Annotated in this window: 15 protein-coding genes and 2 pseudogenes; 5 read left to right on the top strand and 12 right to left on the bottom strand. The window is 70.1% G+C overall.

Annotated features, from left to right (window positions below; translation table 11 throughout):
* Positions 1-44: 44 nt before the first annotated feature.
* The 3 genes and pseudogenes from D7X32_RS37665 to D7X32_RS37675 all read left to right on the top strand — a co-directional run.
* Positions 45-599, top strand: a pseudogene (locus D7X32_RS37665) (hypothetical protein); the annotation flags it as partial.
* Between the two features lie 20 nt (positions 600-619).
* Positions 620-1,687 (top strand): cysteine hydrolase family protein, encoded by a 1,068-nt coding sequence (locus tag D7X32_RS37670; RefSeq protein WP_120607359.1) that lies wholly within the window; start codon positions 620-622, stop codon positions 1,685-1,687.
* Positions 1,688-1,725: 38 nt separating this feature from the next.
* Entirely contained in the window at positions 1,726-2,520 is a 795-nt protein-coding gene (locus tag D7X32_RS37675; RefSeq protein WP_120607370.1) for a hypothetical protein, read from the top strand.
* Here D7X32_RS37675 and D7X32_RS37680 read toward each other — a convergent pair.
* From D7X32_RS37680 to D7X32_RS37695, 4 genes are all read right to left on the bottom strand, one after another.
* On the bottom strand, positions 2,517-3,401 hold the full coding sequence (locus D7X32_RS37680) for a LysR family transcriptional regulator (RefSeq protein WP_120607360.1): 885 nt from the start codon (positions 3,399-3,401) through the stop codon (positions 2,517-2,519). The two genes, D7X32_RS37675 and D7X32_RS37680, sit on opposite strands and share 4 nt — an antisense overlap.
* Positions 3,402-3,468: 67 nt before the next feature.
* Positions 3,469-4,374, bottom strand: a complete 906-nt coding sequence (locus D7X32_RS37685; RefSeq protein WP_120607361.1) for an alpha/beta fold hydrolase — start codon at positions 4,372-4,374, stop codon at positions 3,469-3,471.
* A 105-nt stretch (positions 4,375-4,479) separates the two neighbouring features.
* A complete protein-coding gene (locus D7X32_RS37690; protein WP_120607362.1) occupies positions 4,480-4,917 on the bottom strand; it encodes a tetratricopeptide repeat protein in 438 nt (145 codons plus the stop codon).
* A 66-nt stretch (positions 4,918-4,983) separates the two neighbouring features.
* A complete protein-coding gene (locus D7X32_RS37695; RefSeq protein ID WP_120607363.1) occupies positions 4,984-5,280 on the bottom strand; it encodes a hypothetical protein in 297 nt (98 codons plus the stop codon).
* Positions 5,281-5,398: 118 nt separating this feature from the next.
* Between D7X32_RS37695 and sitA5 the strand changes: the two are divergent.
* A pseudogene (gene sitA5 / locus D7X32_RS37700) lies at positions 5,399-5,962 on the top strand (SitA5 family polymorphic toxin); the annotation flags it as partial.
* A gap of 53 nt (positions 5,963-6,015) precedes the next feature.
* Positions 6,016-6,729: an immunity 52 family protein gene (locus D7X32_RS37705; RefSeq protein ID WP_120607364.1), complete on the top strand. Its 714-nt coding sequence runs from the start codon at positions 6,016-6,018 to the stop codon at positions 6,727-6,729.
* Here the strand turns inward: D7X32_RS37705 and D7X32_RS37710 are convergent.
* From D7X32_RS37710 to D7X32_RS37745, 8 genes are all read right to left on the bottom strand, one after another.
* Positions 6,722-7,480 carry a PIG-L deacetylase family protein gene (locus tag D7X32_RS37710; RefSeq protein ID WP_120607365.1) on the bottom strand — a complete coding sequence of 253 codons (759 nt, stop codon included), beginning with the start codon at positions 7,478-7,480 and terminating at the stop codon, positions 6,722-6,724. The genes D7X32_RS37705 and D7X32_RS37710 overlap by 8 nt on opposite strands.
* Positions 7,477-8,763, bottom strand: coding sequence for a glycosyltransferase family 4 protein (locus D7X32_RS37715; RefSeq protein ID WP_120607366.1), 1,287 nt, complete (start codon positions 8,761-8,763; stop codon positions 7,477-7,479). The genes D7X32_RS37710 and D7X32_RS37715 overlap by 4 nt, the downstream gene beginning before the upstream one ends.
* Positions 8,760-9,611: a sugar phosphate isomerase/epimerase family protein gene (locus D7X32_RS37720; RefSeq protein WP_120607367.1), complete on the bottom strand. Its 852-nt coding sequence runs from the start codon at positions 9,609-9,611 to the stop codon at positions 8,760-8,762. Before D7X32_RS37720 ends, D7X32_RS37715 begins: the two co-directional genes overlap by 4 nt.
* A gap of 3 nt (positions 9,612-9,614) precedes the next feature.
* On the bottom strand, positions 9,615-11,090 hold the full coding sequence (locus D7X32_RS37725; protein WP_120607368.1) for a YcaO-like family protein: 1,476 nt from the start codon (positions 11,088-11,090) through the stop codon (positions 9,615-9,617).
* On the bottom strand, positions 11,087-11,920 hold the full coding sequence (locus D7X32_RS37730; protein WP_120607369.1) for an MBL fold metallo-hydrolase: 834 nt from the start codon (positions 11,918-11,920) through the stop codon (positions 11,087-11,089). The genes D7X32_RS37725 and D7X32_RS37730 overlap by 4 nt, the downstream gene beginning before the upstream one ends.
* Complete coding sequence (locus D7X32_RS37735) at positions 11,911-12,945, bottom strand: Gfo/Idh/MocA family protein (RefSeq protein ID WP_120607371.1); 1,035 nt, start codon at positions 12,943-12,945, stop codon at positions 11,911-11,913. Before D7X32_RS37735 ends, D7X32_RS37730 begins: the two co-directional genes overlap by 10 nt.
* A 40-nt stretch (positions 12,946-12,985) precedes the next feature.
* On the bottom strand, positions 12,986-13,918 hold the full coding sequence (locus D7X32_RS45740; RefSeq protein WP_158625835.1) for a hypothetical protein: 933 nt from the start codon (positions 13,916-13,918) through the stop codon (positions 12,986-12,988).
* 3 nt (positions 13,919-13,921) lie between these two features.
* A partial coding sequence (locus tag D7X32_RS37745; protein ID WP_120607372.1) for an inositol-3-phosphate synthase occupies positions 13,922-15,070 on the bottom strand: 1,149 nt, incomplete at its 5' end.

The raw sequence follows: 15,070 nt of genomic DNA on the forward strand, positions 1-15,070 counted from the left end.
GACGAGTTTCATGAGCGTCTCGTGGGCTCGGAGTTGTGTATAAGAGACAGGGCACGTACGGGCCCGAGCGGTGGGGGGACGTGTTGCAAGGACAGACGCGGCTGTTCGTGGGGCCCCGGTTCGGTCTGGGGTTCCACCGCGCGGCGGGGCTGCGGGGGGCCTTCCTGTTCAGCGTGGAGCGCAAGGGCCTGCGGGACGGACTCGCGCTGCCGTGGCCGTCGGGGCAGTTGCTGGACGCGGAGGCCGTGTTCGACGGGGACACGGTGTGGCTGCTGCTCGCGGAAGAGGCCGGTGGCCGCACGGTGCACCACGCGGTGCTGCTGGGGCCGGATGGGGCGGTGCGCGCGAGCGCCCGGGCCGACGCTGGGGACGGTTCGTGGCTGGGGACGCTGCGGGGGAAGTGCGCGGTGGGGGGCGCACTCTTCTGCGCCACGGATGCGGGGCTGACGCGCGTGGAGCAGCGGCAGGGGCGGCTGGAGGCGGTGCGCGAGTTCCCGGACGCGGAGCCGTTCGTGGACGCGGGCTGCGAGCTGCTGCTGTCGCGAGAGGGATTGACGGTGGTGGGGGCTCAGGACCTCACCGTGTTGCGGATGAACTGAAACACATCAGGGGGCTGGACATGACGAAGACGAGTGCGAAGGAACTGCCGCTGCCCGGGTTCTACAATGCCAACCATGCGGCGGAGTACGGCTACGGCCCGAACGCCGGGAAGCTCCAGGGCGACGCCGGGAAGTGGAAGGCGGCGCAGGGCGTGACGGCGGCGGCCACGGACCGCTTCAACCTGCACCTGCTGCTCATCGACGTGCAGAAGGACTTCTGCTTCCCGGACGGCTCGCTGTACGTGGCGGGGCGCAGCGGGCGGGGCGCCATCGACGACAACCGCCGCATCGCGGAGTTCATCTACCGGAACCTGGGGACGCTGACGAACGTCACCGCGACGCTGGACACGCACTTCGCCTACCAGATCTTCTTCCCGTCGTTCTGGGTGGACCAGGACGACCAGCCGCTCCAGCCTTTTAGAGAAGTGACGCGCGAGCAGATTGAGCGCGGCCAGGCGCGGCCGAACCCCGCGATGGCGAAGTGGATGTGCGGCGGCAACTACCCGTGGCTGCTCAAGCAGGTGAAGTTCTACTGCGAGGAACTGGAGCGCGCGGGCAAGTACACGCTCTACCTGTGGCCGCCGCACTGCCTGCTGGGCAGCGACGGGCACGCGCTGTCGGGCGTGGTGCAGGAGGCGCGGCTGTTCCACTCGTTCGCTCGCGGCGTGCAGTCGTGGGCGGAGGTGAAGGGCGGCAACCCGCTGACGGAGAACTACTCGGTGCTGCGGCCGGAGGTGCTGATGCGGCATGACGGCCAGCCGCTCGCGCAGCGCAACACGCAGTTCCTGAAGACGCTGCTCACGTCGGACGCGGTGGTGATTGGCGGACAGGCCGCCAGCCACTGCGTGAAGAGCAGCATCGACGACCTCTTGGGGGAGATTGTCGCGCAGGACGCGGCGCTGGCTCGCAAGGTGTACCTGCTGACGGACTGCATGTCGTCGGTGACGGTGCCGGACGGCAAGGGCGGCTTCGCGGCGGACTTCACGCCGCAGGCGGAGGCGGCTCTCAAGCGCTTCGCGGACGCGGGCATGCACCTGGTGAAGTCGACGGATCCGCTGGCGAGCTGGCCGGACCTGCACCTGGCGTGACGTCTGGATTTGGCACTCACACGAAGGGGGACATGGACATGAGCAAGGCGAACGGGACGGGTGTCACGAAGCTCTTCGAGGACGCGCACGCGGAGGGCATCCTCAGCCCCGCGGGGTTGCAGACGCTCACGGTGGTGGACCTGGGGGCGCAGATCCAAGCGGGCCTGGGCATCCACGTGGACGACGTGCAGGCGAGCGAGGTGGTGTTGGTGACGGTGATGCCGGATGACTCCGGGAGCATCTCGCACGCGGGGCACACGAAGACGGTGTGCGACGGGCACAACCTGGTGCTGGATGCGCTCCTGGCGAGCCAGCAGAAGGACGGCGTGCTGTTCCACACGCGCTACCTGAATGGACACGTGCTCAATCCCTTCCGGCCGCTGGAGGACGTGGTGCGGATGCACTCGGGGAACTACTCGGCGGACATGGGGACGCCGCTGTATGACCAGGCGGTGGTGCTGCTGGGCACGGTGCTGGCGAAGGCGCAGGAGTTCAGCGGCAACGGGGTGCCGGTGCGCACGGTGACGCTGTTGATTACGGATGGCGCGGACCAGGGCTCGCAGAAGGCCCGGGCGAAGGACGTGGCGGCGCTGGTGAAGGACCTGCACCGGGTGGAGAACCACATCGTCGCGGCGATGGGCATCGACGACGGGGTGACGGACTTCCGGCGCGTGTTCCAGGAGATGGGCATCGCGGACCGCTGGATTCTGACGCCGGGGCAGAGCGCCCAGGAGATCCGCGCCGCGTTCCAGGTGTTCAGCCAGTCCGCCGTGCGCGTCAGCCAGGGCGCGGCCAGCTTCAGCCGCACGGCGCTGGGAGGCTTTGGGGCCTAGCGGGTGCGCACGAGGTCGATGAAGGCTCGGAACGCGGGGGACGCCTGCTTGCGGCTGGGGAAGTAGAGGAAGAAGCCCGGCACCCAGGCGGCGTACTCCTCCAACACGATGCGCAGCGTGCCGCTTTCCAGTTGGGGCGCGACGTCCGGCTCCGGGACATAGGCGAGCCCCGCACCGGCCTCCGCGATGGCCACGCGGCCGCGGCGGTCGTTGGTCGTCAGCACGGGCGCGACGGGGATCCGCCAGGAGCGCTTCCCGCGCTCCAGGTCCCAGCGGTAGGGCTCGCCGGAGTCCATGCGCATGCCCAGACAGCGGTGCTGGAGCAGGTCCTCCGGTTTCCGGGGCTCACCGTGGCGCGCGAGGTACGCGGGGGCGGCGACGACCAGGAAGCGCATGCGCTCCGACAGGCGCACGCGCACCATGTCCTTGGGAATGCCTTCCATGCGCACGCCGCCGTCGAAGCCCTCCTTCACGATGTCCACGCGGCGGCTGTCGACGTTTATCTCCAGCGACACCTTCGGGTACGCCGCGAGGTAGCGGGGCACCACGGCGTTGAGGGCCTGCTCCATGGCCAGCTCGGGCACGGACAGACGGACGGTGCCGGTGAGCTCGTCCCCGGTGTCCATGACGGTGCGCAGCCCGTCGAGTGCCTGCTCCAGCGCGGGCCCGCTGCGCTCCAGCAACCGGCGTCCGGCTTCCGTCGGAGCGACGCTGCGTGTGGTGCGGCTCAAGACCGTCACGCCGAGCCGGGCCTCGAACTGACGGACGGCCTGGCTCACGGCGGAGGTGGAGACGCCCAGCTCCCGTGCGGCGGCGGAGAAGTTGCGGTGCCGGGCCACCGTCACGAAGGCATGCAGGCCCGTCAGGGGCGTGAAGGACATTGTGGAGTCCTACTTCACGGTCCAGGGCGCTTCACGGCATTTTGAAAAGGTGGCTGGAACTCCGGCGTCAGGCCCGGAGGAAGTCGCCGAGCAGTTGGCGGACCTCTTCCGGCCGCTCCTCGGTCACCCAGTGGCCGGTGTCCCGGAGGATGTGGGGTTCGACCTGGATCGCCACCGCGCGCGCCTGCTCGACGAGGGGTTCGCCCATGGACTTGTCACCGCCAATGACCATCACGGGCATGGGAAGCTTGTTCCGGGCCAGCTCGCGGAAGTCCTTCTTGTCCTGGTCCAATGCCTGGAAGTAGCCCCACGTCGAGTGGAGCCGGCCCGGGGCCGCGTAGGCCTCCGTGTACGCCTGCCGCTCCCCTTCGCCGACTGCCTGGGGATTGGCGGCGAAGTCGGTCCAGAAGTGGTCGAAGTAGATGCGCTCACGCCCCCGCACCAGCTTCTCCGCCGTGGGACCGTTGAAGGTGAAGTGCCACACGTCAATGCTGCGCATGACCTGGTCGGACCAGGGCTCGATTCCCGGCAGGAACGCGTCCAGGAGGGCCAGGCGTTCGACCTCGCCGGGGAATTGGGCGGCGTAGGCGTAGGCGACCATCAGGCCGATGTCGTGGCCCACGACGGAGACCTTGTCGAAGCCGAGCTTCTTCACCAGCGCGCGCATGTCGCGGGCCATCGTCTCCTTGTCGTAGCCCTGCGCGGGGGCGGCGGACGCGCCCGCGCCGCGCAGATCCGGGATGACGACGGTGTGGTGCTTCGCGAGCTCCGGCGCCAGCCGCCACCACATGAGGTGCGTCTGCGTGTAGCCGTGCAGGAGCAGGACGGGGCTGCCCTTGCCGCCGATGACGAAGTGGATCCGCGTGCCGTTGACGTCCTCGTCGCCTTCGCGGAAGCCCTCTGGGAAGAAGGGACGGACAGCACTTGGCGCCTTGGCTGGGTTCGTCGTGGGGTTCGGCTGTTGGCGTGTCATCGGCGCCTCCGTGCGAGAGCGACTTCACGCCTCAGGGTGTGCATGCCTCATGTGTGTGAGGCGCCAGGCCGGGCGGGAGGGCCAGCGCTCGGGTTCCCGAGTCCCTCAGGCGTCCTGGGGTGGCCGCAGGCGGGACTGGATGAACTCCAGGTACTTCGCGTCGTCACCTTCGAAGAGCTCCTCGCCTCCGCCCATGAAGGCGCGAGCCAGCTCATCGGCGGCGCGGGCTTCATCTCCCAGCTCGAGGGCGCACTGGCCGAGCCGCAGGTGGATGAAGGGATTGCCGAGTCCTCCGGGTGACTGGACGGCTTCCCGGAAGTGCTCGCGGCAGTCCTCGAACTGCTCCTGCTGGAAGTACATGTCGCCGATGGCGGCGCGCACCCAGGTGTTCTGTTGATGGTCGCGGGTGGGGTCGGGAATCAAGGCGAGGGCGGCCTTGAAGTGTTTCAGGGCCTGCTCGAAGTCGCCCTCTCCCGCCGCCGTGTCTCCCTGGGCGCAGAGGTCGGTGATGCGCTGGTGGGTTTCATCCGATATCGACGTCATCTCTGCTCCGAGGACCGGGGAGACATGCGCGGTCCTCGGGGCAGTCTAGCCGTGAGGCCCGAAACCTCAGAAGCAGGCCAGCACGTCTTCTTCGCGGGAGTAGGGCGCGCCCTGCCACTGGCCGGAGACCCAGGCGCTGCCCTCGCCGCAGTAGCACCGCCAACGGCCCACTTCCTGGGTGAACCCGGGGTCGCTGTAGAACACGCGGCTGTACTGCTCGGACCCGCTGCAAGGGGGCAGCTCGTCCTTGCGCGTGGCGAGGTCGGGCTGCTGTGCCTCCGAGGTGGGCTCCATGCCACCACAGCCCGCCAGCATCAGGCCCGCCGTCAGCACCACGCCACTCATGATGGATTGGATTCGCATTGTCGCTCCATGCCTTGTTGGCATTCGAGGAAAAACGAGCCTAGCAGGGCAGTGACACGCCGTGGGCTGGAGACGCCGCTTGGACACGAAACGGTGGGGACGGGCTGTGTGCTGGCTGATGTTGCTGGTGTTCTGGGCGGGCTGCGTCAGTGGGCCCACGGTGCGGCTGCGCACGGAGCGGGGGACGCGGACGTATGCCCCGGCGACGTGGGACCGCCGGGTGTCAGTCAGCGCTCGGGAGTTCGAGGAGGCACTGGCGCGGCTGGTGCTGGAGGTGCCGCTGACGGTGCGGCCGTCGCATGCAGGGCGCGTGGTGCGCGCTTCGACGGGCAGGGGAGCGGAGCTGGACCGGGGGCTCGCGTTCATGCTGCGGGAGCGGTACGGACGGTGGTGCCGTGCGCACGAGGCTCCGGGGGATTGCCTGTCCCTGCTGGAGGACGGCGCGGGCTTCGGCGAGATGGACCGGCTGACGCTCGCGGTGGGCATGTCGCTGGAGCCCCTGCGCGCGAGCATCGGTGAGGCGCTGCAGGACACGTTGAACCCGGCGTTCTTCGTGTCCGTGGTGTCGGGGGCGATTGCGTCCTGGGTGGTGTTGGCCGCGGCTCCGGAGCCCGTGTTCACCAAGGCCGCGGCGGTGATTGCCGCGGTGTTCCTGGCGTACGTGGGCGTGCAGTCGTTCCTTAGGGAGAGCATCGACATCGAAGTTGTCCTGCGTACAGCCAAGGTCGTCACCCCATGACAGAATCCTATTTCGCAGGTGCTTATTGGTTGGGACGAAGTGAAACCGCCGAGCAGTGTGCGCAGCGTGCTGCCGCCTTCTTCCAGTTCCTGGGCCGCATCGAGCCAACCTGGAACCGCTGGTGTGAAACGGCGGAATCCTTCGAGGAAGCAGCTCAAAAGCAGGTCGCCACAGACGTAGGTTCGCTGCGCGAGCACTTCAGCAGGAAGGACCGCCGGTTGGGGGATGCCTTCAGGTACTGGCTCTGGGCGGGCACCCGACCCGAAGAAACATCAAAAGTTTCCGGAATGTGTGGCTCCGCGGATCCCTGGACGCCCTCGTCCTGTGTCCTGTCTCCGCCTGAGCAGGGCCCGCTTGCAGAACGGCTGCTGACCGCCACCATGCTTTCCCAGGTGGTGCGGGAGTTGGTTCTCATCTGGGAACCCGAGTTCGGTCTCGCGACTTCCAGTGATCACCTCATAAGCATTTCCTCACGGCCCAAGATGGGAACACTTCCAGGCTGGGTGATGTACTTCTCCCGCCAGAGAGGGACCGTGCCCCCGCTCCCCGCTCCCGTACGTGTCGAGCCCGTGGGAGACCTGGGAACCCTCGTGGTCCTCACCCCGGATCGATTCACGGTGACGAACCCGGAACACGTCGCGCTGGCCTCCGGGGTTCAACAAGTGCTCGATGCCGCGGGTCTGCTGCATCCCCTGCTCTCACTCAGCTGACCCCCTCCGTCAGGAACACCTCCGCCGCTCCGGTCTGACCCCGTGCCTGCGCCTCCATCCGGTGAAACGCCGTGAGCGTCCGCGCCAGGCCGTCCACGCCTCCGAACTGGAAGCCCAGCTGCGTGCCGTAGCGGACACAGCCTTCCACCTTCTTCGGCAGGTGCTCCGTGATGTCTACCGCCAGCGGGCACAGGCCCTGGGGCACGGCGGCGTCGGGCCAGGCTTTCGGCTGGCGCACGGCGTACGGCGTGTCCCGGTAGTACAGGACCTGGTTCGCGGGGATGCCCAGCCCCTTCATGGCCCTCACCACCTGCACGTGATCCACGTGGCTTCCCAGGGCCTGGGGCACGAAGACCCGGTCCGGCTTCAGTTCCCACAACACCGGCCTCAGACACTTCGCCACCTTCGCTTCGATGACGTCATCCGGTCGCGGCGGCTGGAACAGGGCCTCTGGGCTCGCGTAGCCCCGGTGCGGCGCTTCCTCCAGGTCTCCCCACACCACGTGGTCCACGCCCATGCAGTCCGCGAAGGCCCGGTCCTCGTCGCGCCGCAGGGCCATGTAGTCCACCTCCGGCCCCAGCCCCTTCGATGTCTGGCATTGCAGCGCGAAGCCCTTCGGCTCCGGCACCGACCGCGTGAAGACGGTGACGAGCGCCACCGTCCACCCCTTCGCCTTCAATGCCGCCAACGTGCCGCCGCAGGAGAACGCCACGTCGTCCAGGTGCGGCGACACGAACAGGGCCGTGCTCATAGGAGGTGCGGCGCCGCCCGGAACCGGCACGTGTGGTCCGCACGTTCCTCCGTCATCGCAGGGTCGTAGAGATGCGTCCACCGCGTGTCCGGCCTCGTGCCCGTCAGCTCCGTGTACACGCCCTGGATCCGCCGCCCCACCGCCTGCCACGAGTACAGCTCCCGCACCTCGCGCAGCGCCGTGGCCGCCAACCGCTTGCGCAGCGGCGCGTCGTCCATCAGCCGGCCCATCGCCTCCGCCAGCGCGGCGCTGTCCTTGGGTGGCACCAAGAGGCCGTCCCTCCCGTCCTCCAGGCAGTCCACCACCCCCACCGCTCGCGTCGACACGATGGGCAGCCCGGACGCCATCGCCTCCAGCAACGTGTTGGAGAACCCTTCTGAATACGTGGGCGACACGAACAGGTCCCCACTTCGATACAGGTCCGGCGCCTCCGCGTAGGTGGACACCCCGGTCAGCTCCACCACGCCCTGGAGCCCCTCCGCCTCCACCCGCGCTCGCACCGCCTCCACGTCCGGCCCAATCCCAGACACGCGCAGCTTGAACCTCCGCCCGTCCGCCACCAACCGGTGCACCGCATCCAGCAGCTCCAGCACCCCTTTCCGAGCGTCCACCCGTCCGTGGTACAGCCACACCGGCACGTTCCTCAGCTCTCCCAGTGCCGACTCACTCCTCGGGTGGAAGCGCTGCGTGTCCGTGGCGCCGGGGACGATGGTGAACCGCTCCAGCGGCGTTCCGTGGTGCCCCTGCACCTCCTCCGCGAAGGACCTGCTCCCAATCAGCAGCGCCCCCGCGTGGCCCAGCACCGCGAGCATCGCCTGCTTGTGCGTCCCGCAGCACGTCCCCACCCAGTGCCCGTCCCCTCCCTGGATGGAGACGACGTTGGGCAATCCCAGACGCCGCGCTGCTTCCAGCGCCGCCAGGCCACACGGGTAGCCGTACTGCGCATGGATGAGGTCGAACGGGCGGCGCCGGTGCTCGCGGACCACCGTGTCCACCATCACCTCCAGGTCCTGCTCGAAGCTCGCCGGCTTGCCCTGGTTGATGCGCTGCTCGCCCAGCGACTCGCAGCCCAGCACGTGCGCACCCGGTATCCCCGGCGGCGGCCCGCCCCCGTACACCGCCATGCCCGCGGGGTCGTTGCGGTACTGGCTCACCATCGTCACGTCATGTCCGCACGCCACCAGCTCCCGCACCAGGTTCAGCGCATAGACGCTCATCCCCGAGATGGCCGGGAAGAAGCGCCGGGAGATGAAGCAGATCCGCAGCCCGTTCACGCTGTTCATGCCGCCACCTCCGCGCCCGTCGGCAGGCGCTCCCTCAACCACTCCAACGCCCTCGGCACCAGCTCGTGCGCCCGGTGCGCGTCCCGGGACAGCTCCACGCACACCAGCCGGTCGTAGCCCGCTCGCGTCAGCTCGCGCAGGACCGACGGCACGTCCACGTCCCCTTCGCCAAACGGCAGGTGCTCATGCACGCCGCGCTTCATGTCCTCCAGCGCCACCGTGCCCAGCACCGGTGCGAACTCGCGCACGGCCTCCGCCGGGCCCCGCTCCTGCGTCACCAGCAGGTGCCCCACGTCCAATGCCAGCCGCGCCCCGGGCACCTGGGCCTGCAACCGGCGCCAGCCGTCCACCGTCTCCACCAGCATCCCCGGCTCTGGCTCCACCGCCAGCACCACGCCGCGCGCCGCCGCGTACTCGAAGAGCCGCTTCACCCCATCCACCAACCACTGCCACGCGGACTCCTCCGTCACGCCCGGCCGGGGCACGCCCGCCCAGAAGGACACCGCCTCCCCCCGGCACGTCGCGCACACGTCCACCGCGCGCTTCAGGAACTCCAGCCGCCGCGCCCGTCCTTGCGCTTCGGGCGTGATGAGCGTGGGTTCGTGCTTCTGGCGTGGATCCAGGAGGAAGCGCGCCCCTGTCTCCACCACCAACCCCAGACCCAGCCGTTCCAGCCGCGCGGCCAGCTGCACCGTGCGCCGCTCGAAGTCTGGCGCGAACGGGTCGAAGTGGTGGTGGTCCAGCGTCAGCGCCACACCGTCGTAGCCGCTGTCCGCGATGAGGCCGAGCGCGTCCTCGAAGCGGTGGTTGGACACGCCGTTGGTGTTGTACGCGAAGCGCAGCGCCATGGCTTATTGCCCCCCGAAGCGGCGGCTCGCGAGCACCGCCGGCACCGCGTGACGGTCCGGCTCCCGGTAGAGCGCGTACAGCCGCCCCACGCGCGCCTCCGCCAGCCGCACGTTGAACCAGACCGGCCCGCCCAGCCGCTCCTCGGCCTCCGGCGTCAGCCGCACCGGCTGCGCTCCCGGTGGCGGCGCCCCCAGACCCACCAGCGGGTCCCGCCGCTCCAGCAGCCGCGCCACGTTGCGCTCGCCCACGCGGGAATAGGTCATCGTCTCCACCTCCAGGCCCGGCACCAGCGCCTTCACCACGTGCACCTGCCGGCCCGGCGGCGACAGGTCCGCGACCAGGATGTCGAAGGCCGCCGCGTGCAGCTGCCGCACCACGTGGTCACACCGGAGCGACGGGTCCTCCACCACGGGAGAACGGGGCAGGTCCTCGAAGCGCACCTTCTGGCGGACCATCAGCGTGCACGCCGTCAGCTCGCGCAGCGCCGCGGCCGGCATGCGCGCCCACTCCACCATCGCGTTCAGCGCGCGCGGCTCCTCCGCGTCCAGGTCCACCTGCGGCACGAAGCGGTCCATGTATTCCGGCGTCGCGACCCGGGCCACCTGGCTCAGCGGCCCGTGCATGAACGCCTTGCGCGCACGCGAACAGGCGTACTCCAGCAGCGCCTTGCGCAGCGCCCGGTCCCGGTCCGGATCCGCTGCCTCGCCACACGCCGTCACCATCAGCGGCTGGTCGCCCACGGACAGGTCGCGGCCCACCACGTACAGGTTCACCATGCCGAAGTCCGTGCTGGCCAGCTTCGCCATCACCTCCACGCCCGCGCGCTTGTAGCGCTCCAACAGCTCGCGCACGTCCGGCGCCAGGTCCGCGGTCGCCAGGTCCAGCAGCACGCCCTGGTCCATGGCCCGGTACATCAGCCCGTTGCCATCGCGCTGGATGAGCTCCAGCAGGCCGTGCGCCAGCGCCTGCGGCCGCGTCAGCCCCGCGCCCTGGCCGTTGGTGATGGGCGTGATGAGCGGCGCGCGCCCCTGCAACTGGCCGGGGTGGATGGCGACGAACTCCTCGGGCACCAGCACCCGCTCGCCAGTGGACAGCCGCTGCGTCTCCACCCAGACGAGCGGCATGTCTGGCGTATACGGACTGCCCGCCGGCAACCCCAGCGTGAGCGGATCCGCCACCGCCGTGGGGCCTCGCGCACGCACCAGCGCCGCGTAGCTGCCGTGCACGCGCGGCATCCGCGGCATCGCGACCTCGCAGCAGGTCTCCTCCACCAGCTCACCCAGCGCGCCCACCCGCGCCTCTTCGTCCGTGCGGCCGTAGCCGTTGCCGTGCAGCACCGCGCCCGGACCGTCCCCGAGCCGCAGGCTGGCGGAGGCCACGGGAATCCCCAGCCGGTCGATGGGGTCGATGCGGAACATCTGCAGGGCGCCGGTGGACACGGCGCGGTGATAGGCATCCAGGGCTCGGGCAATGCTCATGACAATTCCTCCAAGGGCAGGGGACGGGTGTGAGGCATTCCCGAGAGCAGCCGGTCGAACAGCGCCAGCGCATGCTCGCGGGTGACGCCGCGTGCGAACTCGAACGGGGTGAAGACGTTCTCGAACGGGAGCTGCTTGAGCACCGCGCGGTAGCGGCGCAGCTCGCCGTGGCTCAGCGGAATCGCGTAGTGGAAGCCCTTGTGGCACGACAGCCCCGTGGGCTTCCCGCGCGCGTCCAGGTCCACCTTCAGCGCGTCACCGCAGAACAGCGAGCGGGTGCGCGCGTCGTACAGCACCGTCTGGCCCTCGTAGTGGCCCCCCACGCAGTGCAGCGTCAGGTCCGGCGCCAGCGCGTGCTCGTCATCCACCGGCCAGCGCACCTGGAAGGCCTTGCTGTATTGCACCGCGTCCCGGTGCAGGACGAGCAGCGGGTCGAAGTGCTCCTGCAACTGCCACAGCGCTCCGAAGCCGTGCGGATGCGACGCGGACAGCACCTGGAGGCCGCCCATCACCTCGATGAACTCCAGCGCGGGCCGCGAGTACCAGGGCGCGCCCTCGAAGGCGACGTTGCCTTCGGGCCTGCGCAAGAGCCACCCCGTGGAGCCCAGGCCGAAGGGCGGCGTGCAGGAGAAGCCCCAGATGCCGGGCAGCGTCTCCTCCCAGCGCGTGGACAGCCGCTCCGACACCTGGCCCGCTGTCTGGAAATCCCAGCCGTCGCGCGGCAGCGCGTTGCGCACGTCCAGGCAGGTGGGACAGCCCGTGGGCCGCTCGCGCGGGAAGCCCGGCTGCCACGTGCCGCAGTGGGTGCAGGCGTAGCGGGTCAGTGACATGGCGGAAACGCCTTCCCGTCCTGCGTCGCCTGCGTGAGCAGCCCCACGAGCCGCACATCGCGCTCCGGTGCGTATGGCTGCGGTCGGCCCTCCAGCACGCACGCGGAGAAGGCCTCCACCTGGTTGAGGAAGGGGCTCTTGTCCTCTTCCGGAGACAGGGGGACCCACGTCTCCTCGCCCGTCTTCGCGTCGGTGAGGGACAGGGTGCCGCCGGGCGTCTGGCCCATCGTCTTGTAGGCCAGCGCTCGCGCCCTGGTGCCGATGAGCTCCAGCGTGCGCCGGGGGTACGCGTCCGGGCAGTTGTAGGCCACCTGCAGCAGGCCCAGCGTGCCGCTCTTGAACTGCCCCATCAGCACCGCGCCGTCGTCCACGGCGTAGCGGTGCACGCGCCGCTGCGTCATCGCGGTGAGCGACTGCCATTCGTCACCCAGCACGACCTCCAGCAGGTCCAGGCCGTGCGGCGCCAGGTCGATCATCGCGCCGCCGCCGGCCTGCTCCGGGTCGATGCGCCAGTTGTCCGGCGCCCAGTCCGCGGGCAGCCAGCAGGCGTAGTGGATGCGCGCCTGCGTGACGGTGCCCAGCACTCCCTCCTTCACCAGCGTGCGCAGCTTGCGGTGCGCCGCGTGGTGGCGCTGGTCGAACGCGGTGGCGTAGTGCACGCCCGCGCGCTGACACGCGGACACCATGCGCAGGCCGTCCCGGGGCGTGACGGCCATGGGCTTCTCACACAGCACGTGCTTGCCCGCCGCCGCGCACGCCTCCGTCATCACCGCGTGCAGGTGGTTGGGCGTGGCGATGTAGACGGCCTGCACGTCCTTGTCCGCCAGCACCGACCCCAGCGCCGTGTAGCGGTTGACGTCGTCCGCCTGGACGCGCATCAGCGCCTCCGCGTTCGCGTCGCACAGCGCCACCAGCCGCGCGTTGCTCGCGCCCTGGAGTGCCGGGATGACGTAGTCCCTCGCCACCCAGCCACAGCCCACCACCGCCCAGCCCAGCCGCCGGGCCTTCGGCTTCGCGTCGAACATGGTCACCACCTCTCCGGAAGGTTCAGGAACCGCCGCTGGCTCATGGCCACACCTTCGTCTCGCGCAGCACGTCGTTGCCGAACGCCTGGAGCGGGCCGGGGTGGATCAGCTCCAGGTCCTCCATCGCCTGGCGCAGGGTGAAGCCCGCCGCTCGGGCGTGGGCCTCCAGCTCCAGCACGCGGTCCAGCGCGTCCGCGGCGTTGAAGGCTCTTGCCTCCGCCGAGTCCACGTTGCCGGTGAGCGCCAGCGCCTGCCGCACGACGCCGGCCAGCCGCTCCGGCAGCGTGGCCAGGGCCTTCTCCGTGAGCTGCTTCATGACGGGCTCCAGCAGGTCGCCCAGCAGGGCCTCGCCGCCGTAGCCCGCGTCCGGCAGCGCCGCGTTGAAGAGGTGATGCGACAGCCCCGCCACGAAGGGCAGGGCCGGAGAGGCCCCGAAGCACGGCGCGACGAGCACCGCGCCCACCGCCACCGCGTAGCAGTGGTCCGCGTGGCCCTCCTGGGGGGAGACGATGATCCGCGGCCGGCCGGGGAACGTGGCCCCGGCGCGGGGTTGACGCACCAGCCGCTCCACGAACTCGGGCGGCGGCGCGTGACACGCCTCCTCCGGGGTCTGCGTGAGCGCCACGGCCAGCCGCTCCCTCAGCCCCGGGTCCAGCGGCCCCGCCACCGCGTGCAGCCCCCGGCCCAGCACCCGCATCGCCTCCTGCGGGGACAGCCCCGCCCGCTGGAGGACGTCCCTGTCCAGGCCGCCCAGCCGCACCGCCGCCACCGCGCGCGCCGTCTCCTGCAGCGCCACGATGCGCGGATCCATGCCGGACGCCAGCGCGGCCCACGCGCGGCGGAAGCCGTGCGCCGCCAGACCGTCCGGGTGGTCCGGGGTGCGGATGCGTTTGAGATCCATCAGCTCGGAGAGGAGCGGGCGGAGCTCCGCCAGACGGCCCGGGGCCGCCGTGTCACGCGCGGGTGCGTTCATGGTTCAACCCCTGATGCGTTCCGGGGTGCGCTCCGCCTGCTGCACGCGGCCCTTGCCCAGCCACGCCATCAGGCGGCGCTGCTGCTCCGGCATGGCGTGCTCCACGGGTTGGCCGTCCTGCGACATGGGGGCCTTGAAGAAACAGCCCAGCGCGTCGATGACGCCGCCCTCGCCCCGGCGCTTGGCCAGGTCCAGCGTGCGCGCCAGCTCCACGACGAGCGGCGCGGCGAGGATGGAGTCCTTGCAGAGGAAGTTGAGCTTCAGCTGCATGGGCTGCCCCAGGAAGCCCGTCACGTCGATGTTGTCCCAGGCCTCCTTGTTGTCCCCGCGCGGGCGGTAGTACTGGATTTGAACGACGTGGTCCTGGACCTTGTAGCCAAGGATGCTGTCCAGCGCGGCGCCCTTGGTGTCGAGCTTGTTCTGCTTCGACGCCGGGTCGTTGAGGGCCTCACCGTCGCGGTTGCCCAGGATGTTGGTGGAGTACCAGCCATCCACGTGCAGCGCGCGGTCGCGCAGCGCGGGCGCGAGCACCGTCTTGAGCAGCGTCTGCCCCGTCTTGCCGTCCTTTCCCGCGATGGGCGCGCCGGTGCGCTTCGCCAGCAGGAGCAGCGCGGGCACGTCCGCGGCGACGCTGGGCGTGAAGTTGGCGAACGGGACGCCGTCCACGATGGCCGCGTACGCGTAGAGCATCGCGGGACCGATGTCCGGGTCGTTCGCGTCCAGGGCCTTCTCGAAGGCCTCCGGCGTGGCGAACTCCGGACGGGTGAGGTCCACGCTCTTCTCCGTGGAGGCCAGGTTCACCACCACCACGCGGTCCAGCTTCTCGTGCTCCTTGAAGCGGGCCAGGTCGTCGCGGATGGCCTGCACCTGTTCGCGCAGCGTGCGCGCCTTCTTCACCGCGGTGCCGACGACGTTCTTGCAGAACTTCGCGTTGGAGGCCGCGGGCCACGGCCGCATGCGCCCCAGCGTGGGCGCCACCGCCTCCAGCTGCGCCTCCGTCAGCACCGCATGGTTGCGCGCCGCGTGCGCCAGGTCGTCCTCGAACAGGTCCCAGCCGCCGAACGTCAGCGCGCCGTACTCCACCAACCCCATGCCCTTCGCGTCGGCCAGTGGCAGCCCCCGCGTATCCACCCGCCCCCGGCGCAGCAGCTC

It is taken from the genome of Corallococcus carmarthensis (genome assembly GCF_003611695.1).
In the GTDB taxonomy this organism is placed as follows: domain Bacteria; phylum Myxococcota; class Myxococcia; order Myxococcales; family Myxococcaceae; genus Corallococcus; species Corallococcus carmarthensis.

What these genes read in the sequence shown, in the direction of transcription:
- D7X32_RS37695 (WP_120607363.1), bottom strand. Translation starts at nt 5,280, where the DNA reads ATGCGAATCCAATCCATCATGAGTGGCGTGGTGCTGACGGCGGGCCTG.
- D7X32_RS37690 (WP_120607362.1), bottom strand. Translation starts at nt 4,917, where the DNA reads ATGACGTCGATATCGGATGAAACCCACCAGCGCATCACCGACCTCTGC.
- D7X32_RS37685 (WP_120607361.1), bottom strand. Translation starts at nt 4,374, where the DNA reads ATGACACGCCAACAGCCGAACCCCACGACGAACCCAGCCAAGGCGCCA.
- D7X32_RS37705 (WP_120607364.1), top strand. Translation starts at nt 6,016, where the DNA reads ATGACAGAATCCTATTTCGCAGGTGCTTATTGGTTGGGACGAAGTGAA.
- D7X32_RS45740 (WP_158625835.1), bottom strand. Translation starts at nt 13,918, where the DNA reads ATGAACGCACCCGCGCGTGACACGGCGGCCCCGGGCCGTCTGGCGGAG.
- D7X32_RS37670 (WP_120607359.1), top strand. Translation starts at nt 620, where the DNA reads ATGACGAAGACGAGTGCGAAGGAACTGCCGCTGCCCGGGTTCTACAAT.
- D7X32_RS37680 (WP_120607360.1), bottom strand. Translation starts at nt 3,401, where the DNA reads ATGTCCTTCACGCCCCTGACGGGCCTGCATGCCTTCGTGACGGTGGCC.
- D7X32_RS37675 (WP_120607370.1), top strand. Translation starts at nt 1,726, where the DNA reads ATGAGCAAGGCGAACGGGACGGGTGTCACGAAGCTCTTCGAGGACGCG.
- D7X32_RS37710 (WP_120607365.1), bottom strand. Translation starts at nt 7,480, where the DNA reads ATGAGCACGGCCCTGTTCGTGTCGCCGCACCTGGACGACGTGGCGTTC.
- D7X32_RS37725 (WP_120607368.1), bottom strand. Translation starts at nt 11,090, where the DNA reads ATGAGCATTGCCCGAGCCCTGGATGCCTATCACCGCGCCGTGTCCACC.
- D7X32_RS37730 (WP_120607369.1), bottom strand. Translation starts at nt 11,920, where the DNA reads ATGTCACTGACCCGCTACGCCTGCACCCACTGCGGCACGTGGCAGCCG.
- D7X32_RS37735 (WP_120607371.1), bottom strand. Translation starts at nt 12,945, where the DNA reads ATGTTCGACGCGAAGCCGAAGGCCCGGCGGCTGGGCTGGGCGGTGGTG.
- D7X32_RS37715 (WP_120607366.1), bottom strand. Translation starts at nt 8,763, where the DNA reads ATGAACAGCGTGAACGGGCTGCGGATCTGCTTCATCTCCCGGCGCTTC.
- D7X32_RS37720 (WP_120607367.1), bottom strand. Translation starts at nt 9,611, where the DNA reads ATGGCGCTGCGCTTCGCGTACAACACCAACGGCGTGTCCAACCACCGC.